This window comes from Chitinimonas arctica (assembly GCF_007431345.1).
Taxonomy (GTDB): domain Bacteria; phylum Pseudomonadota; class Gammaproteobacteria; order Burkholderiales; family Chitinimonadaceae; genus Chitinimonas; species Chitinimonas arctica.
In genome coordinates, this window is the sequence record NZ_CP041730.1 from 2,915,067 (window position 1) to 2,939,706 (window position 24,640).

General features: G+C 61.8%; 29 protein-coding genes. 13 read left to right on the forward strand and 16 right to left on the reverse strand.

The genetic code is table 11. The features are described from left to right. Window positions 1–9 precede the first annotated feature (9 nt). From nadD to FNU76_RS13115, 4 genes are all read left to right on the forward strand, one after another. A complete protein-coding gene (gene nadD / locus FNU76_RS13100; protein ID WP_144278615.1) occupies window positions 10–660 on the forward strand; it encodes a nicotinate-nucleotide adenylyltransferase in 651 nt (216 codons plus the stop codon). 23 nt (window positions 661–683) lie between these two features. Continuing rightward, complete coding sequence (rsfS, locus tag FNU76_RS13105) at window positions 684–1,055, forward strand: ribosome silencing factor (RefSeq protein ID WP_223879011.1); 372 nt, start codon at window positions 684–686, stop codon at window positions 1,053–1,055. Window positions 1,056–1,063: 8 nt separating this feature from the next. Continuing rightward, on the forward strand, window positions 1,064–1,531 hold the full coding sequence (rlmH, locus tag FNU76_RS13110) for a 23S rRNA (pseudouridine(1915)-N(3))-methyltransferase RlmH (protein ID WP_144278617.1): 468 nt from the start codon (window positions 1,064–1,066) through the stop codon (window positions 1,529–1,531). Between the two features lie 87 nt (window positions 1,532–1,618). Next, the gene (locus FNU76_RS13115; protein ID WP_144278618.1) at window positions 1,619–2,209 is read left to right on the forward strand and encodes a Maf family protein; all 591 of its coding nucleotides are present in this window, start codon (window positions 1,619–1,621) and stop codon (window positions 2,207–2,209) included. Between the two features lie 84 nt (window positions 2,210–2,293). Here the strand turns inward: FNU76_RS13115 and FNU76_RS13120 are convergent, their stop codons facing one another. Both FNU76_RS13120 and pyrE read right to left on the reverse strand, forming a co-directional pair. Then, on the reverse strand, window positions 2,294–2,917 hold the full coding sequence (locus tag FNU76_RS13120) for a DUF4124 domain-containing protein (protein WP_144278619.1): 624 nt from the start codon (window positions 2,915–2,917) through the stop codon (window positions 2,294–2,296). Between the two features lie 11 nt (window positions 2,918–2,928). Further along, window positions 2,929–3,570, reverse strand: coding sequence for an orotate phosphoribosyltransferase (gene pyrE / locus FNU76_RS13125; protein ID WP_144278620.1), 642 nt, complete (start codon window positions 3,568–3,570; stop codon window positions 2,929–2,931). Window positions 3,571–3,653: 83 nt separating this feature from the next. On the opposite strand from pyrE, the gene FNU76_RS13130 reads away from it, so the two are divergent. Next, on the forward strand, window positions 3,654–4,424 hold the full coding sequence (locus tag FNU76_RS13130) for an exodeoxyribonuclease III (RefSeq protein ID WP_144278621.1): 771 nt from the start codon (window positions 3,654–3,656) through the stop codon (window positions 4,422–4,424). Here FNU76_RS13130 and FNU76_RS13135 read toward each other — a convergent pair. Continuing rightward, window positions 4,406–5,674, reverse strand: a complete 1,269-nt coding sequence (locus FNU76_RS13135; protein WP_144280673.1) for an AmpG family muropeptide MFS transporter — start codon at window positions 5,672–5,674, stop codon at window positions 4,406–4,408. The two genes, FNU76_RS13130 and FNU76_RS13135, sit on opposite strands and share 19 nt — an antisense overlap. Before the next feature lie 257 nt (window positions 5,675–5,931). On the opposite strand from FNU76_RS13135, the gene FNU76_RS13140 reads away from it, so the two are divergent. Continuing rightward, window positions 5,932–6,231 (forward strand): STAS domain-containing protein, encoded by a 300-nt coding sequence (locus FNU76_RS13140; RefSeq protein WP_144278622.1) that lies wholly within the window; start codon window positions 5,932–5,934, stop codon window positions 6,229–6,231. Window positions 6,232–6,257: 26 nt separating this feature from the next. Further along, window positions 6,258–6,839, forward strand: coding sequence for a YqiA/YcfP family alpha/beta fold hydrolase (locus FNU76_RS13145; protein WP_144278623.1), 582 nt, complete (start codon window positions 6,258–6,260; stop codon window positions 6,837–6,839). Window positions 6,840–6,852: 13 nt separating this feature from the next. Here FNU76_RS13145 and FNU76_RS13150 read toward each other — a convergent pair whose 3' ends face one another. Together FNU76_RS13150 and FNU76_RS13155 are read right to left on the reverse strand one after the other, a co-directional pair. After that, window positions 6,853–9,630, reverse strand: coding sequence for a M16 family metallopeptidase (locus tag FNU76_RS13150; protein ID WP_144278624.1), 2,778 nt, complete (start codon window positions 9,628–9,630; stop codon window positions 6,853–6,855). 100 nt (window positions 9,631–9,730) lie between these two features. Then, the gene (locus FNU76_RS13155) at window positions 9,731–10,231 is read right to left on the reverse strand and encodes a GNAT family N-acetyltransferase (RefSeq protein ID WP_144278625.1); all 501 of its coding nucleotides are present in this window, start codon (window positions 10,229–10,231) and stop codon (window positions 9,731–9,733) included. 262 nt (window positions 10,232–10,493) lie between these two features. Between FNU76_RS13155 and FNU76_RS13160 the strand changes: the two genes are divergently transcribed. Then, window positions 10,494–11,420: a Dyp-type peroxidase gene (locus FNU76_RS13160; protein WP_144278626.1), complete on the forward strand. Its 927-nt coding sequence runs from the start codon at window positions 10,494–10,496 to the stop codon at window positions 11,418–11,420. A 110-nt stretch (window positions 11,421–11,530) separates the two neighbouring features. Continuing rightward, the gene (locus FNU76_RS13165) at window positions 11,531–12,472 is read left to right on the forward strand and encodes a carbohydrate kinase family protein (protein WP_144278627.1); all 942 of its coding nucleotides are present in this window, start codon (window positions 11,531–11,533) and stop codon (window positions 12,470–12,472) included. Window positions 12,473–12,756: 284 nt separating this feature from the next. Here the strand turns inward: FNU76_RS13165 and aroE are convergent, their stop codons facing one another. From aroE to FNU76_RS13180, 3 genes are read right to left on the reverse strand one after another with little or no spacing between them, the layout of a single operon-like run. Next, a complete protein-coding gene (gene aroE / locus FNU76_RS13170; protein ID WP_144278628.1) occupies window positions 12,757–13,575 on the reverse strand; it encodes a shikimate dehydrogenase in 819 nt (272 codons plus the stop codon). 45 nt (window positions 13,576–13,620) lie between these two features. Then, window positions 13,621–14,016 (reverse strand): DUF4124 domain-containing protein, encoded by a 396-nt coding sequence (locus tag FNU76_RS13175; RefSeq protein WP_179958110.1) that lies wholly within the window; start codon window positions 14,014–14,016, stop codon window positions 13,621–13,623. A 1-nt stretch (window position 14,017) separates the two neighbouring features. Next, window positions 14,018–14,470 (reverse strand): rhodanese-like domain-containing protein, encoded by a 453-nt coding sequence (locus tag FNU76_RS13180; RefSeq protein ID WP_144278630.1) that lies wholly within the window; start codon window positions 14,468–14,470, stop codon window positions 14,018–14,020. A 315-nt stretch (window positions 14,471–14,785) separates the two neighbouring features. Here FNU76_RS13180 and glnA point away from each other — a divergent pair, with 315 nt between their 5' ends. The 3 genes from glnA to FNU76_RS13195 all read left to right on the forward strand — a co-directional run bounded on the left by glnA (window position 14,786) and on the right by FNU76_RS13195 (window position 17,991). Continuing rightward, window positions 14,786–16,195 (forward strand): type I glutamate--ammonia ligase, encoded by a 1,410-nt coding sequence (gene glnA, locus FNU76_RS13185; RefSeq protein ID WP_144278631.1) that lies wholly within the window; start codon window positions 14,786–14,788, stop codon window positions 16,193–16,195. 178 nt (window positions 16,196–16,373) lie between these two features. After that, entirely contained in the window at window positions 16,374–17,525 is a 1,152-nt protein-coding gene (locus FNU76_RS13190) for a helix-turn-helix domain-containing protein (protein WP_144278632.1), read from the forward strand. Further along, on the forward strand, window positions 17,512–17,991 hold the full coding sequence (locus FNU76_RS13195; protein WP_144278633.1) for a DUF4411 family protein: 480 nt from the start codon (window positions 17,512–17,514) through the stop codon (window positions 17,989–17,991). The genes FNU76_RS13190 and FNU76_RS13195 overlap by 14 nt, the downstream gene beginning before the upstream one ends. Before the next feature lie 69 nt (window positions 17,992–18,060). On the opposite strand, the gene FNU76_RS13200 is transcribed toward FNU76_RS13195, so the two are convergent. Both FNU76_RS13200 and FNU76_RS13205 read right to left on the reverse strand, forming a co-directional pair. Beyond that, window positions 18,061–18,558 carry a GNAT family N-acetyltransferase gene (locus tag FNU76_RS13200; protein ID WP_144278634.1) on the reverse strand — a complete coding sequence of 166 codons (498 nt, stop codon included), beginning with the start codon at window positions 18,556–18,558 and terminating at the stop codon, window positions 18,061–18,063. Between the two features lie 497 nt (window positions 18,559–19,055). Further along, window positions 19,056–19,442, reverse strand: a complete 387-nt coding sequence (locus tag FNU76_RS13205; RefSeq protein WP_144278635.1) for a DUF6463 family protein — start codon at window positions 19,440–19,442, stop codon at window positions 19,056–19,058. A gap of 292 nt (window positions 19,443–19,734) precedes the next feature. Here FNU76_RS13205 and FNU76_RS13210 point away from each other — a divergent pair, with 292 nt between their 5' ends. Beyond that, entirely contained in the window at window positions 19,735–20,262 is a 528-nt protein-coding gene (locus tag FNU76_RS13210; protein ID WP_144278636.1) for a TIGR00645 family protein, read from the forward strand. 16 nt (window positions 20,263–20,278) lie between these two features. Here the strand turns inward: FNU76_RS13210 and FNU76_RS13215 are convergent, their stop codons facing one another. From FNU76_RS13215 to FNU76_RS13240, 6 genes are read right to left on the reverse strand one after another with little or no spacing between them, the layout of a single operon-like run. Beyond that, window positions 20,279–21,355 (reverse strand): type II secretion system protein GspK, encoded by a 1,077-nt coding sequence (locus tag FNU76_RS13215; protein WP_144278637.1) that lies wholly within the window; start codon window positions 21,353–21,355, stop codon window positions 20,279–20,281. Further along, window positions 21,355–21,990, reverse strand: a complete 636-nt coding sequence (locus FNU76_RS13220; RefSeq protein WP_144278638.1) for a PulJ/GspJ family protein — start codon at window positions 21,988–21,990, stop codon at window positions 21,355–21,357. The genes FNU76_RS13215 and FNU76_RS13220 overlap by 1 nt, the downstream gene beginning before the upstream one ends. Further along, window positions 21,987–22,427: a type IV pilus modification PilV family protein gene (locus tag FNU76_RS13225; RefSeq protein ID WP_144278639.1), complete on the reverse strand. Its 441-nt coding sequence runs from the start codon at window positions 22,425–22,427 to the stop codon at window positions 21,987–21,989. Before FNU76_RS13225 ends, FNU76_RS13220 begins: the two co-directional genes overlap by 4 nt. Then, window positions 22,424–22,831 carry a type II secretion system protein gene (locus FNU76_RS13230; protein WP_144278640.1) on the reverse strand — a complete coding sequence of 136 codons (408 nt, stop codon included), beginning with the start codon at window positions 22,829–22,831 and terminating at the stop codon, window positions 22,424–22,426. The genes FNU76_RS13225 and FNU76_RS13230 overlap by 4 nt, the downstream gene beginning before the upstream one ends. Window positions 22,832–22,874: 43 nt before the next feature. Then, on the reverse strand, window positions 22,875–23,351 hold the full coding sequence (gene gspG / locus FNU76_RS13235; RefSeq protein WP_223879012.1) for a type II secretion system major pseudopilin GspG: 477 nt from the start codon (window positions 23,349–23,351) through the stop codon (window positions 22,875–22,877). Continuing rightward, window positions 23,348–24,550 (reverse strand): type II secretion system F family protein, encoded by a 1,203-nt coding sequence (locus FNU76_RS13240; RefSeq protein ID WP_144278641.1) that lies wholly within the window; start codon window positions 24,548–24,550, stop codon window positions 23,348–23,350. The genes gspG and FNU76_RS13240 overlap by 4 nt, the downstream gene beginning before the upstream one ends. Window positions 24,551–24,640 lie beyond the last annotated feature (90 nt).

Consider the following 24,640-nt stretch of genomic DNA (forward strand, 5'->3'; position numbering starts at 1 on the left):
GGCGTTTGAGTGGCAGGAACAGGACTGTTTGGCGGTACTTTCGATCCCATCCATTATGGTCATCTTCGTATCGCCGAGGAGTTCGCCGACGCGCTTGCGCTGGACCAGGTGCGGCTGATGCCCACCGCCAATCCGCCGCATCGCAGCGGCGCACTGGCCAGCAATGCGCAGCGGCTGGAGATGGTGCGGCTGGCCATCGCCGACAACCCCCGCCTGGCGGCCGATGACCGGGAACTGCGCCGCGACGGCACCTGCTACACGATTGATACCTTGAGCGAAATGCGCGCAGCACTGGGTCCGTCCGCACCGCTGGCCTGGCTGATCGGGGCCGACAGTTTTCTGAGCCTGGATCGCTGGCATCGCTGGCGCGAATTGTTCGATTTGGGCTGCCTGGCGGTCGCTTGCCGGCCCGGCTTTGAGCTGGCGCACTGGAAAGAAGTCGCCGCGCCGGCCCTGGTGAAGGAAGTCCTGCCGAGAATTCAAACACTTAGTGTGACCGGCCAGGTGGAATTGGGTACAATCCGCCTTTTACCAACTACGCCGCTCGCCATTTCCAGCACCGCAATCCGTGCGCAACTGGCTAACGGGCACTCCGCCCGCTACCTGGTGCCCGATGCCGTGCTCGACTACGCCGGGCGGCATTTGTTTTACAGAATATGACACAACACCTCTCTATCGATCAGATGCGTGATATCGCGGTCGCCGCCCTGGAAGACGTCAAGGGCGAAGACATCCTGGTGCTGGACACCACCAAACTGACCTCCATGTTCGAATGCATGATCGTGGCGACCGGTAATTCCAATCGCCAAGCCAAGGCCTTGGCCAATAACGTACGTGAAAAGCTCAAGGAAGCCGGTGCCGAGATTCTGGGCATGGAAGGCGACGTGAGTGGCGAGTGGGTACTGTTGGACGTTGGCGCGCTGATCGTGCACGTCATGCTGCCGGCGGTACGCGATTACTACAATATCGAACAGCTGTGGGGCGGCCAGAAGCCGACCTTCAATCCGACCCGTCCGTGGGAAGCGGCTATCCAGTCGCACGACGATCCCGTCTGAGCGGTGCCGTGAAGCTGTATATCGTTGCGGTCGGCCACAAGATGCCCGACTGGGTCGAGCAGGGCTTCAAGGAATATGTGAAGCGGATGCCGCGCGAGGCCACCATCGAGTTGGTCGAGCTGAAGCCAGGCCAGCGTTCAGGCTCCAGCGTCGAAAAGGCCATGGAAACCGAGCGCGACCGTATCTTGGCGGCCCTGCCGCAGGGATGCCGCAAGATCATCCTGGATGAACGCGGGGCGGCCTGGAGCAGTGTCAGGCTGGCCGACAAGCTGAAGGGCTGGCAGCGCGAGGGCGGTGATGTGGCCTTTGTCATCGGTGGTGCGGATGGATTGCATGCCGAGGTCAAGAACCAGGCCGACGATCTGATCCAGCTCTCCGCCTTGACCCTGCCGCACGGCATGGTGCGGGTCATGCTCGCCGAGCAGCTCTACCGTGCCGTGGCGATCAATCAAGGGCATCCCTATCACCGGGAATAGAAGGCATTCTTGAGGGGATGCCTTTTGTACGTAAAGACCCGGCGTTTGCGCGAATACAAGCCGCGCTTTCCATACCGTTGAAAAACCATGACCAAACCCGCTATCTACCTGGCTTCGGCCAGTCCGCGCCGCCGCGAACTATTGACCCAGATCGGCGTACCCTTCGAATTGCTACGCTGCGAGATCGATGAAACGCCTTTGGCCGGCGAGTTGCCCCACCCCTATGTGGCACGCTTGGCCAGAGCCAAGGCCGAGGCGGGCGTGGCGGCCTATCGCGCGGCCGGCCTGCCGCCGCGCCTGCTGCTGGCGGCCGACACCACGGTCGCCTTGGGGGAAGCCATTCTGGGCAAGCCGGTGGATGTGGCCGATGCGGAGGCGATGCTGGCCAGCTTGTCCGGCAAGTCTCACCAGGTCATGACCGGGGTGGCGGTGACGGATGGGGAGCGGGTGGAAGTCGTGGTATCGGTCAGCCAGGTACGCTTCCGTATCCTGAGCGCGGCCGAGATCCGCAGCTATGTCGCTACCGGCGAGCCCATGGACAAGGCCGGCAGCTACGGCGCGCAAGGCAAGGGCGCGCTACTGATAGCAGCCATGGAGGGTAGCTTCAGCGGTGTGATCGGCCTGCCCTTGGCCGAAACCGGCGCGCTGCTGCAGGGTTTCGATTACCCGATCTGGTAAAGCACCGGTCATCCCGCCCCACTCCTTGCGGGTGCTTGCAGCGGGATGACGGTTTTTACCTAAGGTGGCGATGGCCGCGTAGTGCTAACGCTGTACGCTGTCGCCACGCAATTCGATCAGCCGCTTCTTGTCCGCTTCGGCGCGCGCGCGGACCTGCTCGATGTTTTGCTGTTGCTGCTGCATATGCTCATTGATCTTGGCGAGTTCGCCGGTACGTTCGGCGATGTTCGCCTTCAGGTCGTCCGAAATCGGCCGCTTCGCCAGGGTCAGCTTATCGACCTGGCGCTGATAGACGGCCAGGCGCTTGTTGATGGCTTCGATCCGCTGCTGGTCGGACTGGATGCCGGCGGCCAGTTGTTCGATATTGCGGTCGCGGATTGCGTCGATTTCACTGGTCTTGGTGAAGCTGTTGATCAGCGCCTTGTCGCGCCGGCGCGCGTCCAGCGCGGTCTTGGCTTCCTCGCGTTGCTTGGCCAGCTCGGCTTCGCGGGCAATGCGCTGTTCCGGCGTCAGCAGACCTTCCGTCTGGCGGATGGTCAGGCCCTGCTTGTTCAGTTCCGACACGCCCTTTTGCGTTTGCTGCATGGGCGGCTTGTCGCTGTACTGGAGCTTGCCGTTTTCATCCACCCATTTATAAAGCCGTTCCCCCGCTTGGGCGGCAAGGGGGGTGGTGAGCAGCAGGACGATCAGGGACAGCGGGCGGAACATTGCAAAACTCCTCAGGCCACGCCGTATTCGGCGCGATAACGCTCGACCGCTTGCAAGTTGCGTTCCAGCTCTGCCTTGCCATGCAGAAAAGCGATCAGATCGGTCAATTTGGCAATGGGTATGACCGGTATGCCGTATTGCTTTTCCACCTCCTGTACCGCCGACATCGTACCCTGGCCGCGCTCTTGTCTATCCAGCGCTATCAATACGCCGGCGGGCTCTGCACCCTGGGCGCGGATCAGTTCCACCGACTCGCGCACCGAGGTGCCGGCGGAGATCACGTCGTCGATGATCATCACCTTGCCCCGTAAGGGGGCTCCGATCAGACTGCCGCCCTCGCCATGGGCCTTGGCTTCCTTGCGATTGAAGCAGAACGGCACATTGCGACCATTTTCGGCAAGTGCGACGGCGGTGGTGGCCGCCAAGGAGATTCCTTTGTAGGCCGGACCGAACAACATGTCGAACGTCACGCCCGAGGCGATCACGGCTTCAGCATAGAACTTAGCCAGGGCGCCGATAGACCGGCCGTCATGAAAAAGGCCGGCATTGAAGAAATAAGGCGACAGACGGCCGGCCTTGGTCTGGAATTCGCCGAAACGCAGTACGTCCTGTTGGACGGCGAAGGCAATAAAGTCGGTGCGCGATGAGCTCATAAAAGCGGCTGAAAATACGAATGAGGAAGATTTGTAGCATATCATTCCGCTACCTTTTTCGCCCGGCCCCAGGCCTTTCAACCATGCGTATCATTTCCGCCAATCTCAATGGCATCCGTTCCGCCGCCAACAAAGGCTTTTTCGACTGGCTGGCGACGACCGATGCCGATGTCGTCTGTGTCCAGGAATTAAAGGCCCAGCTACCCGATATGAGCGAGACCATGCTGGCACCGCCCGGTTACCATGGTTTTTTCCACCCGGCCGAAAAAAAGGGCTATAGCGGGGTGGGTATCTACTGCCGGCGCCAGCCGGACCGGGTGATCACCGGGTTGGGCATTGCCGATATCGATATGGAGGGCCGTTATCTGCGGGCCGACTTCGGCATGCTGACGGTGATCTCGCTCTATCTGCCGTCGGGTTCCAGCAGCGAAGAGCGGCAACAGGTCAAGTTTGCCTTTTTGGAGCGTTTCATGCCCCATATGGCGACGCTGTTGGCGGAAGGGCGCGAGATCGTGGTGTGTGGCGATTGGAATATTGCCCATCAGCCCCTCGATCTGAAGAACTGGAAGGGCAATCTGAAGAATTCCGGCTTTCTGCCGGAGGAGCGCGCCTGGCTGACCGCGCTGCTGGGGATAGGCTGGGTCGATGTCTGGCGCAGCTTCCATCCCGAAGCGCCCGGATATACCTGGTGGAGCAATCGTGGCCAGGCCTATGCCAAGGATGTGGGCTGGCGTATCGACTACCAGATCGCCACGTCCGGCATCGCCGCCACCGCCCAGGCCGCCGCCATCTACAAGGACGTGAAGTTTTCCGACCACGCGCCCTTGACGGTCGATTACGCCTTTACCGCCTGATGTGCCGGCGCGTTCCAGGGCGCGACCCGCATCAGCAGTAGCATGCCGGGCAGCCCCATCAGGAAGCACAGGCCGAAAAAGGAAGTCCAGCCCATTTGTTCCACCAGCCAGCCGGTACTGGCGCTTACCAGGGTGCGCGGTACCGCCGCCAGGCTGGTGAACAGGGCGAATTGGGTGGCGGTGAAGCGCGGGTCGGTGCTGCGGGCGATAAAGGCCACAAAGGCGGCGGTACCGAGGCCGACCCCGGCGTATTCCAGGCCGATCACCGCGGCCAGCACCCAAAGATCGTGGCCAACCTGGGCCAGGACGGCAAAGCCCAGGATCGCCACCAACTGCACCAGGCCGAATAGCCAAAGCGCGCGGTTGATGCCCAGCTTGATCATCCAGATCCCTCCCAGGATGCCGCCTATCACGGCCGGCCAGAGGCCAGCGTGCTTGGCGACCAGGCCGATTTCGCTCTTGGTGAAGCCCAGGTCCAGATAGAACGGCGTCGATAGCGCCGTTGCCATGCTGTCGCCCAGCTTGTAGAGAAAGATAAACGCCAGGATTTCAAACGCGGCCCAGCCGCCATGCCGGCCGATGAATTCCCGAAACGGCGCCAGTACCGCTTCTTCCAGATTCTTCGGGGCGGCGACCAGGATGGCGGGGTTGGGCGCCAGCAGCAGCGTGGCGACCGCGCCCGGCAACATAAACAGGGCGGTGATGGTGAAAACACTGCTCCAGGCCATATGGTCGGCCAGGATCAGGGCCAGGGAGCCGGGCACCAGGCCGGCGATGCGATAGGCATTCACATGGATGGCATTGCCCAAGCCCAGCTCGGCTTCGGGCAGCAGCTCGCGACGGTAGGCATCCAGCACGATGTCCTGGGTGGCGGAAAACAGCGCGATCACCACGGCCAGCACCGCAATGGCGGCAAGATCGACACTGGGGTTATATAGGCCGAATAGCGGTATCGTTGCCGCCAGGGCCAGTTGGCTGAGTGCCATCCAGCCGCGCCTTCGCCCCAGCAGGCGGGTCGCCGGCGCATAGCGGTCGATCAGGGGCGACCAGAGGAATTTCCAGGTGTAGGGGAACTGGATCAGCACGAACAGGCCGATGTCCTTCAGCTCGACATTGACCGACCGGAGCCAGGCGGGTACCAGGTTGATCAAGAGGTAGAGCGGAAGCCCCGAGCTGAACCCGGTGAAAACGCAAACCAGCATGCGGCGGTTGAACAGGGCGGTGTGCCAGGCGGTCTTATCGGGTGTCATCGCGCTTTGAAGGCTTTGCAAAGGGATACTCCAGTTGCGCTGGTGCGGATGGAGAGGGTGGAGGAAATCGGCGTCCGGCCCATGCGCCCGGTCGCCCCAAAAGCGTAACCATAACGGAAGCGGCGCCTACGTAGCTATGGGAACCGTTGACGATGGGCCGCGAAGCGCTCGGCGGCGATACCTTCGGCAGGTAAAAGCGGACAAGCCTGCTAGACTCGAAACAGCCCATTCAACCATTCTCACTAGGGATTTCAACCATGGAAGCCATCGTCAACTTTGACGGCAGCCACGCTTCGATCAAGCTGGTTGGCGACTTTACCTTCGAGTCGCACCGGCCCTTCAAGGAAGCGAACCAGAATGTCATGTCGCGGCCGGAGGTGGAATCCCTGCTCATCGACTTCGACGGTGTAGAGTATATGGACAGTGCCGCGCTGGGCATGCTGTTGCTCTTGCGCGAACGTTTCGGTGAACGTGCCATCAAGCTGACCAATACCCGCGGCACGGTCCGGGCGGTATTGGATGTGGCCAACTTCGGCAGGTTGTTCGAGCTGGATTGACCGCGCCGTCAACGTTAAAGTGGGCCATGCGCCAAATCCTGTATCTCCACGGTTTCAATAGCAGCCCCCTGTCCTTGAAATCCCGCCAGACACAGGCCTGGCTGGAAGCACGGGGCCTGGCCGAGCATTTTCATTGTCCGGCCTTACCCTTTTCGCCTGCCGCCGCAGCGGCCATGATCGAAGACCACTTCACCCGGATCGATCCGCTGCAAACCACCTGTATCGGTAGTTCGCTGGGGGGCTTTTACGCCACCTGGGCGGCCGAGCGCTTTGCCTGCCGGGCGGTATTGATCAATCCGGCGGTGCGGCCCTACCGCTTGCTCGATGGCTTGCTGGGACCGCAACGCAATCTGTATAGCGGCGAGGAATACATTCTGGCAGCGCATCACATGGCCGAGCTGGCCGCCCTGGAGCCTGCCCGGCTCAGCCAGGCGCGCTACTGGCTGCTGGCGGAGGAGGGCGACGAGACCCTCGATTACCGCGATGCCGTGGCGTACTACGCCGGCTGCCGGCAAACGGTGCACGAGGGAGGCGACCATGGCTTCCAGCGCTGGCAGGGCATGCTGCCGGAAGTCATGGCCTGGGCAGGTTTAACCGCCGGATCGTAGCGGCTAAACCGAGCTATTTCGCCGCGATCGGCTTGGATTTGGCGAAATCGCCGGCATACACCTGGATCAAGCGGCTGGGCTCGATGTATTTCCTGATGGCCGCATTCACCTCGTCCAGGCTGGTAGCCTGGATACGCGCTTCCTGATCCGCCACGAAGCGCATATCGCGTTTCAGGAACAGCTGGCCCACCAGGAGATTGGCCAGGTTGCCGTCCTTGGTGCGATTGATGGCGGCGCCTTGCAGCAAGCCGCTCTTGGCCTCGCTCAGTTCGGTTTCGGTGATGCCGTCCTTGGCCAGCCTGGCGACTTCTTCCTGCACGCCGTTCTTGAGCTTGGCGAGGTTTTCCGGGGCGTAGATGGCGTACATGCCCAGCGAGGCATTGTCATCCGGACTGCTGACCTCCAGCCAGCTGCCGGCACCATAGCTGATGCCTTCCTGCTGCCGCAACCTGTCCATCAGGCGGTTCTTCAGCGCACCGCCGCCCAGCACGCGGCTGGCCAAGGCCAGGGCGGGATAGTCGGGCGCAGTGTCGCGCATGGCGAAAGGCAGCGCGGCGAAATACGCCGCATTGGCCTTGTCCGGGGTTTCCAGGACGATGGCTGCGGGCTTGGCCGCATAGTGCGACTCCAGCACATAGGTGAACGGCACCTTGGCTTTCCAGTCGCCGAACAATTGCTTGGCCTGTGCCGTCACAGCGGCTTTGTCGAAGTCTCCCACCAGTGCCAGCTCGCCATGGCCGGCGCCGTAGAAGCGCTGGTGGAAGGCCTTCAGGTCGGCCAGCTTGACTGCCTTGATATCGGTGATCATTTCCTCGTAGGTGGGAACGTAGCGCGGATCCCCCTTGCCGTAGGGGCTATCGTGCCGGCTCAGCGCCTGCTGGGCCAGGGCATCGGGCTGGCGCATCTGATTTTCGATACCGGTGATGTTTTCGGTCTTGAGGCTATCCAATTCGGCTGCGGGCAGGCTAGGCGCGCGCAGCAGATCGTGCAGGAGCACCAGCAGTTCGGGCAGTTGCTCGCGGCGGGATTCGAAATGCACCTGCAAATGGTCGGCCGTGGCATTGATGGAGACCTGTGCCTTCAGCGCTTCCAGCCGGTCGGCGATCTCCTGGCGGTTCAGCTTGGCGGTGCCGCGCAGCAGCATGTCGCCCAGCAAGGCTGCATTGGCGGACTGCTTGAACAGGCTCTTTTCGTCGCCCATCCACAGGCTTAGCACGCCGTTCACGGTGCCGCCCCGGGTCTGCTTGGGCAGTAAGGCCAGTTGCATGCCATTGGGCAGGGCCAATCGCGTGGTGCGGGAATCGATATTGGCCGGGCTGGGGTCGAATGTCTCGCCGGCTGCCAGGGCGGCTTTGCCCTGGTAGTTGGCCACCATCTGGCCGATGTCGGGATCGGCCGGCATGGCGACGCGCGGCGGCTTGTCCGTGGGGATGAATTGTCCCAGGGTACGGTTGGATTCCTTCAGGTAGTTTTCGGCCACGCGCTGGACATCGGCCAAGCTGGCGGCTTCGATCCGGTCCCGCCCGAGGAAGAACAGGCGCCAATCGCCCGCGGCAATGGCTTCGGACAATTCCACGCCGAATTGGACCGGGTCGCTGAGGGTCTTGTCGTAGCGGTTCAGCAAGGCGGTCCTGGCCCGCTTCAGTTCCGCTTCCGTTATCGGCTGCCGTTTAATCTCTTCTATCACGGCCAGCAAGCCTTGACGGGCATCCGCGCGCGATTGTGTCTTGTTCAGCTCGGTGAAGAACAGGACATAGCCGGGTTCGCGCAATTCGAATTGGTAGGCCCAGGCATTGGCGGCTTTTTTCTTCTCCACCAAGGCTTTATGCAGGCGCCCGGTGGGGGTGTCGCCGAGGATCTGCACCAGCAGCGCCATGGCGGACGAGTCCGGGTGGGCGGCCGGCGCGGTGTGGTAGAGCACGCCGACCTGCTGGGTGTCGCCGACCCGGGTCAGCGAGACCTCGCGGGCGCCATCCTGGACCGGATCGCGGGTATAGGTCGGTGTCAGGACCCGTGCCGGCTTGGGGATGGCGGCGAAATGCGCCACGATGCGCTGCAGGACCTGGGCTTCATCGAACTTGCCGGTGACGGTCAGCACCGCATTGTCCGGCTGGTAATGGCGCTGGTAAAAGGCCTGCAGGTTTTCGATCTTGACGTTCTCCACATCCGCCCGCGCGCCGATGGTGTCCTTGCCGTAGTTGTGCCAGTCAAAGGCGGTGGCCGTCATCTTTTGCATCAGGATGCGGGCCGGATCGTTCTCGCCCATTTCCATTTCGTTGCGGACCACGGTCATTTCCGAGTCCAGCGCGGTCTTGGCGATAAAGGAATTGACCATGCGGTCGGCTTCCATCCTGAGCGCCCAATCCAGGTTCTCGTCGCTGGCGGCGAAAGTCTCGTGGTAGTTGGTGCGGTCATACCAGGTGGTGCCATTGAAACGCATGCCGCGTTTGGCGAGTTCCTGCACGATGGTCTTGTCCGGCATGGACGGCGTGCCCTTGAACACCAGGTGTTCCAGCAGGTGGGCCATGCCGGTTTCGCCGTAGCTCTCGTGCCGGCTACCGACCAGGTAGGTGATATTGACCGTGGTGGTGGACTTGGACGCATCGGGCGCCAGCAGCACGCGCAAGCCGTTGGCCAGGCGGTATTCGCTGATCCCCTCCACGCTGGTGTATTTGACCGCTTGCGCGTTGGGCGCGGCGGCAGGCGAGGCGGGCGCGCCTTCCGCGGCCACGCCGGGCAGGGTAAAGCCCAACGACAGGGCAAGTGCGATGCTCAAGGGGGTGAAACGCATGTTCTCTCCATGACGGGCCTTGGGCCCATTTTTTGGGTACAGATTAGCGGCTAGCGCGCATACATCGGTGCTTGGCGGAAACGGATGGGACTTCGCCGGCTTATTCGAGTTCGGCCATATTACGCAAGGTTTGCCCGGTTGCCCGGCAGTTGCGCCATTCCGGCAACACGGTCGCACCCAGGGCCCGGTAGAAGTCCAGCGCCGGCGTATTCCAGTCCAGCACGGCCCATTCGAAGCGGCCGCATTCGCGCGCGACCGCGCGCTTGGCGACTTCGCGGAACATGGCCTCGCCTATGCCGTTGCGCCGGTATTCGGGTAGCACGAACAGGTCTTCGAGATACAGGCCGGGTTTGGCGAGAAAACTGGAGTAATTGTGGTAATACAGGGCGAAGCCGACCGCATGCGCGTGGCCGCCCCGGTCCACTTCGGCCAGCAGCGCTTCGATATAGGGGCGGGGACCCCACAAGTGTTCATGCAACTGGTCCGCCGAGCCGACGCATTGGTGGCTGAGTTTTTCGTAGGCGGCCAACTCGCGTACCAGCTCGTACAGTGCCGGCGCATCGCCGGGCTGGGCGTCGCGTACCGTGAATGCCTGCCTCATGGCGCCAGGCCTCCCGATTGTTCGCGCCAGGCGGCGGGCAGCGGCTTGGTGGCCCCCATATCGCCCCAGCGCATGGGATACACGTCAAGAGCAAGCGTCGGCAGGGTAGTCATGGCGGCCTGTGAAAATTCGATGAGCCGCTAGAGTAGCTCGACCAGCATTTTTATTAAACCATGGCGGACTCGACTGTCTGACTCAGCTTTGCCGCCCACATCGTTGTCCAGGCCCTAAAATGTCCTGATCGCGTCCCAAGGTCTTATCCATGTCGCTTGCCTCCCTTGCCCAAACCGCCATTTGCGCGGTCAGCCATGCCCACGGGCTCTTTCTCGGTTTCGACCTGCTGGACCACGCCGAAGCGGCGGCCGCCCGGTGCGCCATCGGCGAGCTGGCCGCACGGCTGGACGATTGGGTCCTCAGCGTACCGGCCGCGCGTAATTGTTGGGCCATCGCAGTGGGCAGCGAGGCCTGGTTGGAACTGGTAGGCACCGACGCGCCGCGTGAGCTGCAGCCTTTTCCCCATTTCGAGGATGCGCGCTATCCGATGCCGGTGACGCCACATGCCCTGTTTATCCATCTGCGCAGCGAGCGGCATGATCTCTGCCACCAGGCCGGGCAACTGGCCCAAAGCATATTGGCGCGGCAGTTTGTCCTGGCGGATTGCACGGCCGGATTCCGCTACCTGGACAGCCGCGATCTGACCGGTTTCGTGGACGGTACCGAAAACCCGCCGCCGGAGGAGCGCCCCGAGGTGGCCCTGGTCGATGACGACGGCGCGTTCAATGGCGGCAGCTATCTGCATGTGCAGCGCTATGTGCATGACCTGCGCAATTGGGAACGGTTGCCGGTGGCGGAGCAGGAGGGGATGGTGGGCCGCAGCAAGGCTGACGATATCGAGATGGACGATGCGGTCAAACCGGCCGGCGCCCATATCGCCCGGGTGGTGATCGAGGAGGATGGCGAGGAGTTGGAGATCGTCCGCCAGTCATTGCCCTATGGGCAGCCCGGGGCCGAGCAAGGGCTGTTTTTCGTCAGCTACTGCAAGACGCCGCGCCACTTCAATTTGATGCTGGCACGCATGAATGCCCGGAGCGAAGGAGAAGGCGACCATCTGTTGCGTTTTAGCCGTGCGGTAAGCAGCGCTGCCTATTTCGCGCCGCCGATGGCCTTGCTGCGGGCCTGGGCGGGCTGATCCGACCCCGCGCCAGGAAGTAGGCAAATCCGGACAATGCGCTATTGGGGTATCTGCCTAGGGTGTCGGCCGGATACAATGCGGGTTTGCCTTTTCAACTTGGACAGCACATGCCCACCCTGATTTGCGGCTCGGTCGCTTACGACACCATCATGGTCTTTCCGGACCGCTTCAAGCATCACATCCTGCCGGACAAGGTCCATATGCTCTCGGTGTCTTTCCTGGTGCCCGAGATGCGTCGCGAGTTTGGCGGTTGCGCCGGCAATATCGGCTACAACCTGCAGTTGCTGGGCGGCGAGCCGGTCATCATGGCGACCGTGGGGCAGGACTTCACCCCCTATGCCGCCCGGCTGAGCGCGCTTGGCGTGCGCCAGGACTGCATCCGCATGGTACCGGAACTCTTTACGCCGCAGTGCTTCATTACTACCGATCTGGACGACAACCAGATCACCGCTTTCCATCCCGGCGCCATGAGCGAATCGCACGACAATCGCTTCGATCATATCAGCGGCTTGAAGCTGGCCCTGGTCGGTCCGGACGGCCGTGAAGGCATGCTGGCGCGTTGCCGCGAGCTGCAGGAAGCGGATATTCCCTTTGTGTTCGATCCGGGCCAGGCCATGCCGCTGTTTACCGGCGAGGAATTGCGGGGCGCCGTGGCTGCCGCGGCCTATGTCACGCTGAACGACTACGAAGCAGCGCTGATGGAAGAAAAGACCGGCAAGTCGATCACCGACCTGGCCGCCATGGTACGCGCGCTGATCGTGACGCGCGGCAGTGAGGGGTCGACCATCTATGTGGGCGGTCGCGAGATCGTGATTCCGGCGGCGCAAGCCAAGGATGTGCTGGATCCGACCGGTTGCGGCGATGCTTATCGCGCCGGCCTGTTGTTCGGTATCGAGAAAGGCTGGGATTGGGAAACCACCGGCCGCCTGGCCTCGCTGCTGGGCGCCATCAAGATCGCCGCGCGCGGTGGCCAGAACCACCACTTCGATCGCGACAGCCTGAGGGCCGATTACCGCGAAGCCTTTGGCCACGAGTTGCCGGCCTGGTAAGTCCGACAAGGCACGACGGTGCGCCGTCGTGCCGCTGCCCATTACGCTAGGACGCGCTGATTCCATGCATTGACGAGCGTCAGCGAGGCTCCCTCGCGGCGGGTGCGTGGTTGTAGGCGCCGAAGGCACCGTACAACCACGGCCCACTCCTTGCGGGTGCGAGGGCGGGGCCGCCCGGGTGAGGGGGAGTGTGATAAATCAGCGAAGGGATCGTTGATTTATCACAGCCCGTGAACGCCCGGCTCTGCCGGGCGGTGAGCCGCAGTTTGAGAAGGCGCAATATTTCAGTGTGTCCCTAAGGCGGCGCGCAGCTCGGTCAGTACCGGCTGGGTCTCGGGCCGCACCCCGCGCCACAGGTAGAACGCTTCCGCCGCCTGTTCCACCAGCATCCCCAGGCCATCCAGCCGCATGGCCACGCCGCCTGCGGCCGCTTGCGCCAGGAATGGCGTTTCTTCCTTGCCGTACATCATGTCGTAAGCCACCGTTTCCAGCCGCCATAAACTGGGCGGCAAGGGCAGCTGCTGGCCGGCCAGGCTGGCGGACGTGGCATTGATCACCAGGTCGAAAGCCTGTCCGGCCAAGGCATCCAGGCCGGTGGCTTGCAAGTTGGCCGCGGAGAATCGCTCGGCCAGCTGGGTCGCCTTGTCGGCGGAACGATTGGCCAGTAGCAAGCGCGCCGGCTTTTCCGCCAGCAGGGGCGCGATCACGCCGCGCGCCGCGCCGCCTGCACCCAGCAGCAGGATACGTTTACCGCGCAGTTCGGTATGGCGCAGCAGGTCACGGCACAGTCCGGCGCCATCGGTGTTGTCGCCGACCAGGCCGTCGTCGTCCAGCCAAAGCGTATTCACCGCGCCGGCCAGTTCGGCACGCGCGCTCAACCGGTTGGCGAAGCGGTAGGCTTCTTCCTTGAACGGGACGGTGACATTGCAGCCCTTGCCGCCCATGGCCAGGAATTCGGCGGCGCAGTCGCTAAAACCATCCAGCGGCGCTTCCAGTCGCGTGTAGTTCAGTTTCTGGCCGGTCTGGAGCGCGAAAGCGGCATGGATGGCGGGTGATTTGCTGTGGGCAATCGGGTTGCCGATGACGGCATAACGGTCGGTCATGTAGGGGGCGCATCAAGGTGAAGAGTTAAGAGCGGTGCCGCCCGCCTATTTGCCGAGCTGGTCGCCGAGTTGCCTGACCCGTTCCAGCGCCAGGTTGCGCGGCGCCGTCTGCGCCTGGATGCAGCGGGCTTGTGCCGCCACATCGTCCATCTCGCAGCTGGCCGGTGGCGCGGCCGGCGTCGCGGCGCTGGCCGGCGGCTGGCTTGCCTTGGCCAACTCTGCCTTGCTGGCGCCCTTGACGATGTTCAAGGGCTTGAGCTGGACTTGTACCGCGTTGGCCGCGCCCGGGTGATCGCCATATTGGACCTTGCCGCCGGCATCGGTCCAGCGATAGACCGGCTTGCTTTCCTGGGCCGGCTGCAGGGTGGCCATCAGGCTGTCGCGCTGCCACCAGGCGGCGGCCAACAGTCCGGCAACGATCAGCACCAGCGGGAGGCGCATGCTAGGCCTGGTTCCACGGCAAGCCGCGGGCCTTCCAGCCATTGAGCCGGCCGCGCTGGCCCGCGTCGTCGCGATCGCCCTCGAAGCCTTCCAGCACGTTGTAGCACTCCGAGTAGCCGTTGGCGGCCGCCAGGGCAGCGGCTTCGTGCGAGCGGCCGCCGGTGCGGCAAAGGAAGAACAGCACCTCTTCCGCATCCAGCTGATGTTTGAGCTGTTCCAGGAAATTCGGGTTGGGATGCATGCCCGGCCAGGTCTTCCATTCGATCTTGACGGCGTTGGCCGGCGTGCCGACGAACTGCCATTCCGCATGGCTGCGCACATCCACCAGCTTGCTATTGGGCAAGTTGGCCAGCAGGGTATGTGCTTCGTCAGGGGTGAGGGCACCGGAATAGGCAAGGCCCTGTTGTTCGGCACGTACCCGAGCGCGTTGCAGGATATCGTTGGTCTGGCTCATGATGGGTTCTCCACTGGCTGCCTGTCGGCTTGTAATGGATTATGGCAAAGATAGGCCGCGCTGAGTTGGCGAGGAATGGCCCGCACCAAAACAGGGCGTCATTTTATTTGCGCCGCACCAATGCAGGGCGCGCCACGGGGGTAAAATGCCCCCGCATGGTGAACGGGCCAGTCCGGCCGGCCGTGGCATGCTTCCTGCTAAATGGCTGGCCTGATCTCATCGGGCACGAGCAGGACGCGTGGCCAGGCTTTACAATCCAATATCCAGCCGGCCCGGCAACGCGCCGGCGTCCCACTACCCTCAGGAGTTATGCAAATGGCGGTCGCCGACGTACTCAAGCAAATCCAGGACAACGACATCCGTTTCGTCGATCTGCGCTTTACCGATACCAAGGGCAAGGAACAGCACGTGTCCGTGCCGGCTCACGTGGTGGATGAAGAGTGGTTCGAAAACGGCCACGCCTTTGACGGCTCCTCGATCGCCGGCTGGAAGGGCATCCAGGCATCCGACATGCTGTTGATCCCGGATCCGGCCAGTGCCGCGATCGATCCCTTCTACGACGAACCGACCATTTTCATCACCTGCGACGTGATCGACCCGACCGATGGCAAGGGCTACGACCGCGATCCGCGTTCCATCGCCAAGCGAGGCGAGGCCTACCTGAAGGCATCCGGACTGGGCGACACCGCCTTCTTCGGTCCGGAACCAGAATTCTTTATCTTCGACAGCGTGACCTGGGGTACGGATATGTCCGGCACCCACGTCAAGATCAAGTCGGAAGAAGCCGCCTGGTCGTCCAGCGAGAACTACGAGTCCGGCAACAGCGGCCATCGTCCCGGCGTGAAGGGCGGCTATTTCCCGGTTGCCCCGGTGGACAGCCTGCACGACATCCGTTCGGCCATGTGCCTGGCACTGGAAGAACTGGGCATCCCGGTTGAAGTGCACCACCACGAAGTGGCCACCGCCGGCCAGTGCGAAATCGGTACCAAGTTCAGCACCCTGGTACAGCGTGCCGACTGGACCCAGCGCCTGAAGTACATCGTCCACAACGTGGCGCACCAGTACGGCAAGACCGCTACCTTCATGCCCAAGCCCATCGTCGGCGACAACGGCAGCGGCATGCATGTGCACCAGTCCATCTGGAAGGATGGCAAGAACCTGTTCGCGGGCAACGGCTATGCCGGCCTGTCCGAGTTCGCGCTGTACTACATCGGCGGCATCATCAAGCACGCCAAGGCGCTCAATGCCATCACCAATCCCGGCACCAACTCGTACAAGCGCCTGGTACCGCACTACGAAGCACCGGTGATGCTGGCCTACTCGGCCAAGAACCGTTCCGCCTCGATCCGTATCCCTTACGTCGCCAGCGACAAGGGCCGCCGTATCGAAGCCCGCTTCCCCGATCCTTTGGCCAACCCGTACCTGGCCTTCACCGCGCTGATGATGGCGGGCCTGGATGGCGTGCAGAACAAGATCCACCCGGGCGATCCGGCCGACAAGAACCTGTACGACCTGCCGCCGGAAGAAGACAAGCTGATCCCCAAGGTCTGCACCAGCCTGGAACAAGCCCTGGAAGCCCTGGACCAGGACCGCGAGTTCCTGACCCGCGGCGGCGTGTTCTCCAACGACTGGATCGATTCCTATATCGCCCTGAAGATGGAAGACGTGACCAAGTTCCGCATGACCACCCATCCGGTCGAGTTCGAGATGTATTACTCGTTGTAATGCGACGGCCTGCTTAGGCAGGTCCGCAGCAGGACAAAACCCCGCACGACCCTATCGGGTCGAGCGGGGTTTTGCTTTGTGGGAGCATCAACCAAGCGGAAATACGGAAGACACAACACGGATAACACGTTACATATCCTGAAGCTACTTGGAAATCCAATCGATATAATGAGCTCATATGGAACGGATTCAGTCGATCAATATTGCACGTATAGCCTGGTGCTGTACCGATCGTGGTATCACACCGGAAGACCTCGCGCGCGAGGTCGGGATTTCCCCTGCGAGCGTTGAAAAAATCATGTCGGGTGACCTTGGCCTGACCTTCAATCAACTGAAACAGATTGCCGAGTTCTGCGGTCGGGGCGTGTTGTTCTTCTTGGAAGCCGGTCCGGTGAACGAGGAGCAAGTACACACGCCACAGTTTCGAACCTTGGCGAACCAAAAGCCTGAACTGTCCGCAAAGGTAAAGGCGCTCATCGAGCGGGTGGAGCGGCAGCGTGCCGTATTCTTGAATCTGCGCGACGAGCTGGACAATGGGGAACTAGCTCGCTTCGACCCCCCTGTACTTGGCGGGTTTACGCTGAATGAAGCCGCCGAAGTGGTTCGGCGCTGGTTGGGTTTGCCTGACCGGAATGACTTTGACAATTATCGCCGTGCATTAGAGGCGCGGGGCTTGTTGGTTTTTCGCAGCAATGGCTACCAGGGGCCGTGGCAGATTGCCAAGGAAAGCCCCATCCTCGGTTTTTCGCTTTATGACGCGCAGTGCCCGGTGATCGTGATCAAGAAACAGGCTGCCGAGACGCAGCAGAGCTTTACCTTGATGCATGAGCTGGGACACCTCCTATTGCATAAGACCAGCTCCATCGACGACGACAACGATCTCCATTCGCATGATGGGTACGAACAAGACGCAAATAAGTTTGCAGGGTACTTGCTGGTCCCGGACAGCTTTTTGCTTAGCATCCGTGACGAGGGGCGTCCGAACGAGGTGACCGAACTCGATGATTGGATGGCGCCACAGCGCAAGGCTTGGGGAGTCAGCGGCGAGGTGATATTGCGCCGACTGATGGACGCGGGTCGTTTAAATCGAGCCGTTTACGCCGCGTACCGTGCGTGGCGGCAGCAACTACCAACCCTTAACGCGGACGACGGTGGTAGCCGAGCGTTCCGCAACCGAGAGCCCAAGCACATTTTCGGCGAAGTCTATGTCAAGACTGTCTTGGATGCATTGAGCATGCGTCACATTACTCTGGCAAAGGCCAGTAGTTACCTGGACAACCTGACAATCAAGGATCTGCATAAGCTAGAGCAATACTATGCAGTCGTTTGATGCCTCATCGATGATTTATGCGTGGGACAACTACCCGGTGAGCCAGTTTCCTGGCCTATGGACTTGGTTGGCGGACCGAATCAACGCGAGGTTGGTTCGAATGTCCGCAATTGCGTTCGATGAGGTGGAGCATAAAGTTCCCGAGTGTTCTGCCTGGCTACGGGACGTCAATTTGGACAGGCTCCCGGTAAGCGAAGTAATACTGCATGAAGCATTACGAATCAAAGGTTTGCTCGGAGTTGTCGAAGACAAGTTTGGTGGCGGCGTGGGCGAGAATGACCTGCTGATTATTGCAACTTCCAAGATCCACGGGCTTGAGTTGGTCACCGACGAAAAATTTCAAGCGGCATTGCCCAAGCTGATGCCCAACTACAAGATCCCGGCTGTCTGTGGGCTAGCAACCGTCGATGTGCGTTGGATCAATTTCATTGGCTATCTGAAGCGCTCCGAGGCTGTATTTGGATAGTGACCTGAGGGCGGCTCAGGTGAACAAAGGTTGCCCCCATTTTAATAGTCCATACCTGTAGTAGCCGCTCTAGGCGGCCATATTCGGCTCCAGCACGAATACCGTCGTATCGCGGCCATCGGGGTCGGCCAGCTGTTGGTCTACCGACAGGGCAGGGTGCGAAAACATCTTTGTCCAGAAGCTTCGCGCATCTCGCCATTCGTTGAATACGGTGATTGCCCAGGTCTCCGTTCGCCTGGCTAGAAATTGCTTGGCGACGTGCTCCGCAATACCTTGGCGGCGCCAGCGCTTAAGGATGAACAGATCGCCAATCTCCTGGGCGTGTGGCAGCACGTCCGAAGGCTCTATCAGGACGAAGCCTGCGATGGCGCCGTTTGCACGAACGAGATGGGCACTCCAGCGTGGTTTGTCCCAGTACTGGGCGAAATAGTCCGCACTGAGAGAAAAGAAGCCGTCCGCTTCGACGTCATAGCCGTCCTCGATGGAGGTGTCGTAGCAATAGAATTGGAACAGGTTCCAGATGGTGCGTTTGTCGGCAAGGGACGTCGGGCAGATTTCGATTTGCATGGCGGTGATTGCGGTGGAATGTAGGCCGTGGGGGTTAAAAAGCCCGCATGGCTTGGTCAGCCATACGGGGCTTTGTTAATCCCCTCCCGCTTATTCAGCGGTGAAGAGGGTGAATATCTATCTGGAAAAGAATTGCATTATTTGCGGGTATGAAGCCGCCGCCAGGAGGAGCGCCATCATGCAAGCGAACAGGCGGCCCATCCGCTTTTGGCCCTTCATGCAACGCTCGCAAACGACGATTGGCATGGGCTCCTGTTTCGCACCTGACTCGACGGGAGCGGGAGAGGAGCTCAAGGGCCTGCCGCATCCGCTGCACAGGCCGGCGGCTTGCCACTTTGTGCTTTTGTGGATCTTCAGTAGGCTCATGCCTACTAAAAGCACCACGAACACAGCGATAGAGAGGAGAAAAACGACCATTTTTTCGGAATGCATAGGATATATATTAGGCGCGAAACGAATTGAGTGCAGGGAAATGGGCAGCCCCCGCGCAATCAGGGTTACGCGCTTCCGCCCACCGCCGCGCTCAACTTTGCTTCCGATCGCCGTGCCAATATCGCAATGACCGGCGGGAAGACCAGCCAGAAACCCGATGCCGGCATCAGGACCACCCCGAGGATAGCGAGGGCCAGCAAGCTCCAGCCCAGCGACTTCGGTAGCGGGCCGGACGACGACTTTTCCAGTGCGGATACGGCGAGGCCGCAGATAAAGAGTGCCAGACCAAACAGGACGAACCACACCACCGCGCCGATCATCGGGTCGGTGCCAACGGTGTCGAACAGACCGCGTTGAAGCACCCCCATCAGGACTTCATGGAACACGACAACGGCGAACACGGTATGGATGAACGATACGCCAACCAACCAACGGCCTTTCCAATGCTTCATCTTTGTTCTCCTGAGGTGATTCCAGCTATATGGGGAGTATGGCTTGGGGCGGGTTCGGTGGAACAAGGCATGGTCTGGTCCCGTACATCCCTGGCCGCCGCCCGGCGATTCTACGCTCGGCGCGGCGTCCGCCGCATTTGGCTTGGGGTTTTTCTCCCCGGCAGGGACATAAGGCGACGACCGTTGCGTATTCGTCCTCGTTCTACCGCCATTTCCTTGCCGCCGGGCTTGCACTCGCCGCCGGCATATGGATACTGGCGCGTTCTTTCCGTTGATTTATCGAGGTAGCCCCATGAAACCTTTTGTCTCCAGTATGGAGTCGGCCATCTTCGCCAGCCGCTGGCTACAGGCGCCGCTCTATCTTGGCTTGATCGTGGCCCAAGGCGTTTACGTCTACCATTTCCTGCATGAGCTGGTCCATCTGGTCAGCATCGCCACGACGGTGACCGAAGCACAGATCATGCTGATCGTGCTGGGCCTGATCGATGTGGTGATGATCGCCAATCTGCTGATCATGGTGGTGATAGGCGGCTACGAGACCTTTGTTTCCAAGATCGACGCCCTGGAGAAACACCAGGATCGGCCGGAATGGCTATCGCACGTCAACGCCGGGGTACTCAAGACCAAGTTGTCCCTGGCGTTGATCAGCATCTCGTCCATCCATCTGCTGAAGACCTTTATCGAGCTCAGCAATCCCACGCTCGCTTCCTCGACCGGTTTGATGCAGGGCGTATTGTGGCAGGTGGTGATCCATTGCACGTTCCTGCTATCGGCCGTGGTGATGGCGTATACCGACAAGCTTATGCAACAAACCCACTAGACCGCTGACAAGCAGCTCAGAACGGCAGCTCCACGATGTGTTCCTGTTCGATATTCACGGTGTAAGGGCTGACATCCGGCAGTTTGGGCAACTTGCCCGGCAGCGGTTTGGCCAGCGATATCTCGTGCACATCATTCAGGGTCCAGGGGCTGCCCTGCTGGTCCGGGGTGATGGTCAGGGTGGCGCGCAGGGCGCGGCGGCTACCGATGGGGGCCACCGTGATGACGGTGGTGGCGGAGGGGAACAGGCTGGTTGTATGCAGCTTGAAGATATCGAGGCCGCCGCTGGGCGTGGTAAAGGGGGCCGCCAGCTGGGTCAGGGTGGGGAGGTCGGCATCCTGGCGCCGCACGACGAAATCCTTGGCGGCGCTTTCGCTCAGGCCCAGGCTGGCCGCCAGCACACGCCAACTGGCGGTGGCGGGGTTTACTCCGGTACCTTCCGCCAGGACCAGATGGTCCAGCAGCGGGTCGTCGCCCCATAGCTTTGTTTCCGTCCTCCAGCCGTAGACCCGCAGCAGCTCGCTGGTGTTGAGCAGCAGATGGTTGCGCGGCGGCAATTCCTTGCCTTGGTAATCGGCGGCTTCCGCGCCTTGCAGGCGTCGTAGCGAGTCGGTATCGATATAATCGTCCAGGGCGTCAAGCAGATAGCCTATGCGCTCGGTGGGCACCCCATAGCCCGCCAGCATCTGCTGTTTCCAGCCCAGCGGCGCGGTTTTGATATTCAATAGGCCGAAGGCATCCTGTAGCGAGATGGCCATGCCCTTGCCGTTGTCGTACCAGCGGCCGTCCAGCCGGATGGCAACGGTGTCGCCGCCGAGGCCGAAGCGGCTGCGTTTGACGGTGGCCAACAGGTAGACCGCATTGTCCATCCCGTCGCGCAATAGCTTGTCCTGCTTGGCGAACTCCTGCTCCGCCGCGGCTAGCCGCAGCGCGCTGGAAACACGCTCGCCGATATAGGCGCCGGCCAGGCCCAATAGGGCCAGCGCGGCAATGGTCATGACCAGCACATAGCCCGATTGCCGGCTTCGGCTGCCGCGCCGGCCGCTGCCGCGCCGGCCGGTTTGAAGCTTGCGGGTAAGGAATGGCTTACGCATCAGCTGCCTCCTGCGCCGGGTAGCAGGAAGGGCGGCAGGGTCTTCTTATAGCGCCATGGGTCGGCGTCGATCCGGGCGAACCAGTAGTCGAGCGGGCGCCCACCATCCTTGCTGGTGATTTCGATCTGGATCGCCCTCGGTATGCGCTCGGTGGGCTGAAGCAGGGTATTCCAGCTGGTCTCGATCTTGCCGGCCCGATTCAGGTATGCGAAGCGCGCGGCTGCGCGCGGCCAGTTGGCGAGCACCGTTTCGACCTTGTCTACCTTGTAGACCAGGGTCGCGCCCTGGTCGTCGGCGACGATCCGCAGTTCGATCTGTTCCGGCGCGACCAGCGCTTGGGCGCGCAAAGGACGGCTGACCAGGGCGCGAAAACCGCTGGCGTCGGCCTCGAATGGGTCGGGTGCTTCGTCTTCCAGCGGTTGGATGCTGCCGATGATCTGCCTGAACCAGGCTTCCCGGCGCGCCACCTGTTCGCCCTGCTGGACTTCCTCGCCCAGCTTGGAGCGGATCTGCAGCATATAGAAGGTGGCGCTCATCAGCAGGGTCATGACCAGGGCGGTAATCGCCAAGGCGACCATCACCTCGATCAAGGTAAAACCCTGCACGATGCGCCGGGATGGCAACGGCTGCATCATTGGAATGGTGCCTTGTAGGTGCGGGCCTGGCGCGACAGCAACACGACGGCGTCGTCGCTGAACCAGGGGCGGCGCTCGTCGGCCTGAAAGACCTGGTATTGGTACTGGTAAAGCAAGGCGTCATGGATGCCCAGGCCGCGCGGATAGCCATTCTGCGCCGATTGCGAGATCAGCTTGCGTTCCCAGCTGATTTTCCAGCTACCGAGCTTGGCCTCGCCCTTGAGCTGCTTGCTGTCTTCCGGCAGCGCGCGTATCCAGTCCTGTGCCATGCGCACGGCGCGCATGCGTTCGTATTCGAGCCGCAGGCGGCCGATCGAATGCAGGCCGCTTTCGGCCCACATCACGATGGCCACGCCGACCGAGGTAACCAGGACCAGGGCGACCAGCACTTCTATCATGGCGAAGCCGCCGCCGGTTCGCTTGCCGCTGCGCCTCATTCGGCCTGGTCCTTAGGTTCGCAGGCCGGTCCGCTCAAGGTATAGTCGGCAATGGCCTGGCCCTTTTCGTCCTGTAAGCGGACGCGGCTGCTGGAACAGATCTGCGTGGACGATATCAGCAAGGGCGGCTCGAATTGGGCTCGCCAACCAGCGGGGAGGCTGAGGATTTCTTCATTGTTCAGCAGGAGTGGCGCGTCCAGCTTTTCCAGCGTGAAGGACTGGCCGGATAGACGGGCCCAGCGCGGCAACTGCGTCAGTTGGGCGCGGAACTGCTCCAGCGCGAAACGCTGGCGCGAGCGATCGAGTTGGCCGACGAAGTTCGGACCAACCAGGCCCATCAGCATAGCGATCAGGGCCATCACCACCAGCAATTCCAGCAGCGAAAATCCGGCCGTACCACGCATGGCTAGACCGGATACCTACGCGCGCGCGCCGCGATTGGATTGGTCACGGCGTAGCCTGCTTCGGCACCATGCCGACGTCGGCGTCATTGCCTTCGCCGCCGGGCTTGCCGTCCGCGCCCAGCGAATAGATGCCGAAAGGCCGGCCTTCAGGCCCCGGCACCACGTACTCGTAGGCATTGTTCCATGGGTCGTTGGGTAGTGCGTCTTCCAGGTAGGGGCCGCGCCAGCGTTTGGCCAGCTTTTCGTCGCCGGGGGGCGTGATCAGAAGGGAGAGGCCTTGTTCCTTGGTCGGATAGCTACCCAGGTCGAGCCGCATGGTTTCGATGGCGCCGCGCAGCAACTTGACCTGGGTCTGGGCGGTCTGCACCTTGGACGAATCGACCTGGGCGAACAGCCGAGGACCGACCAGGCTGACCAGCATGCCGATGATCACCAGGACCACCAGCATCTCCAGCAGGGTAAAGCCCAGTTGGGCGGGGCGCAGCGTCTGCGCGATTCGACGACTCTGTTTCCGTATCACAATTTCACCTCAGTCAAACTGGCCATGGCCATGACCACGCCTACCATCACAAAGCCGATTACCAGACCCAGCAGCAAGATGCTGGCCGGTTCGATCAGCGAAACCACGCGGCGTTGCAATGACTGGTTCTTATCGCCCCAGTACTGCGCAACGTGTTGCAACATGCTTGCCAGCTCGCCGGACTGCTCGCCCACCTTTACCATGGAGAGCGAGATCGGTTCCAGCAAGCGTTGGTGTTCGATCGCCTGCGACAGGCGCCGGCCCCGGTTTACCTCGTTACGCACGCTTTCCAGCCTGGCGGCTGTTTCCGCCAGCCGGACCGAACCTCCCGCCAGTTCCAGGGCGGCCAGGATGGCCACGCGGCTATGCAGGAGCATGGCCAGGGCGGTGGTCCAGCGGGCGGTTTCGCCGCTACGTATCCACTCGCCCAGAATGGGCGCGCGGGCGGTAAGTTCCAGCATGCGTACCCGGATGCGCGGATTGCGCGCGGCCATGACGCCGGCGAACACCGCCGCGGCCAAGGTGACCAAGGTTGCAATGAAATGCGCATTGAAAAACAGGCCGGTGCGCAGCACGACTTCGGATATCCACGGCAGGCTGTCGATTCTACCTTTGAGCATGCCGGCGAAGCGGGGCACCACAAAGGAAAAGATAAACAGTACGGCGATGGTGCCGGTGCTGACCAGGATCATCGGATAGACCATGGCCTCGCGGGTTTGCGAACGCATCTTGGCATCGAAATCCATCTGTTCGGCCGCGCGGCCGAGGGCCAGTCCCAGATTGCTGGTCGCCTCGCCCGCCCGCACCATGGCAAAGACGTAGGCTGGCAGGGCCAGTTCGGCCTTTTGCAGCGCGACCGAGAAGCCGTCGCCGGCATGGATGGCGGTCAGCATGCGCTCCAGCGGCGCGCTCAGCGGGGTGTCGCGGCTGGCATCCTTCAAGGTCGTCAACGCATCGGCCAGGCTGATGCCGGAGTTGGCCAGGGTGGCCAGCTCGCGAACCAGGATCACCAGGTCGGCATGCCCCACCTTGCCTCGGCGCTGGCTGCCGGCGCCGGCTGTGGTGAGCGGCTGCAGTTCGAATACCACCAGCAGCCGCTCTTCCAGCAGGCGCATGGCATCCGCGCTGGATTGCGCCTGGATGCTGCCGGTTTCCTGACGGCCGTCGGCGCTTGCCGCCTTGAAAGTAAATTCCGCCATGCTGTCTAACGCTTCCTTTGGTCGGGCTGGCCTGGGCCTATAGGGATGGCTTTACAGACACTGGGGCGGTAAGGGAGTTTCGGCGCTGTC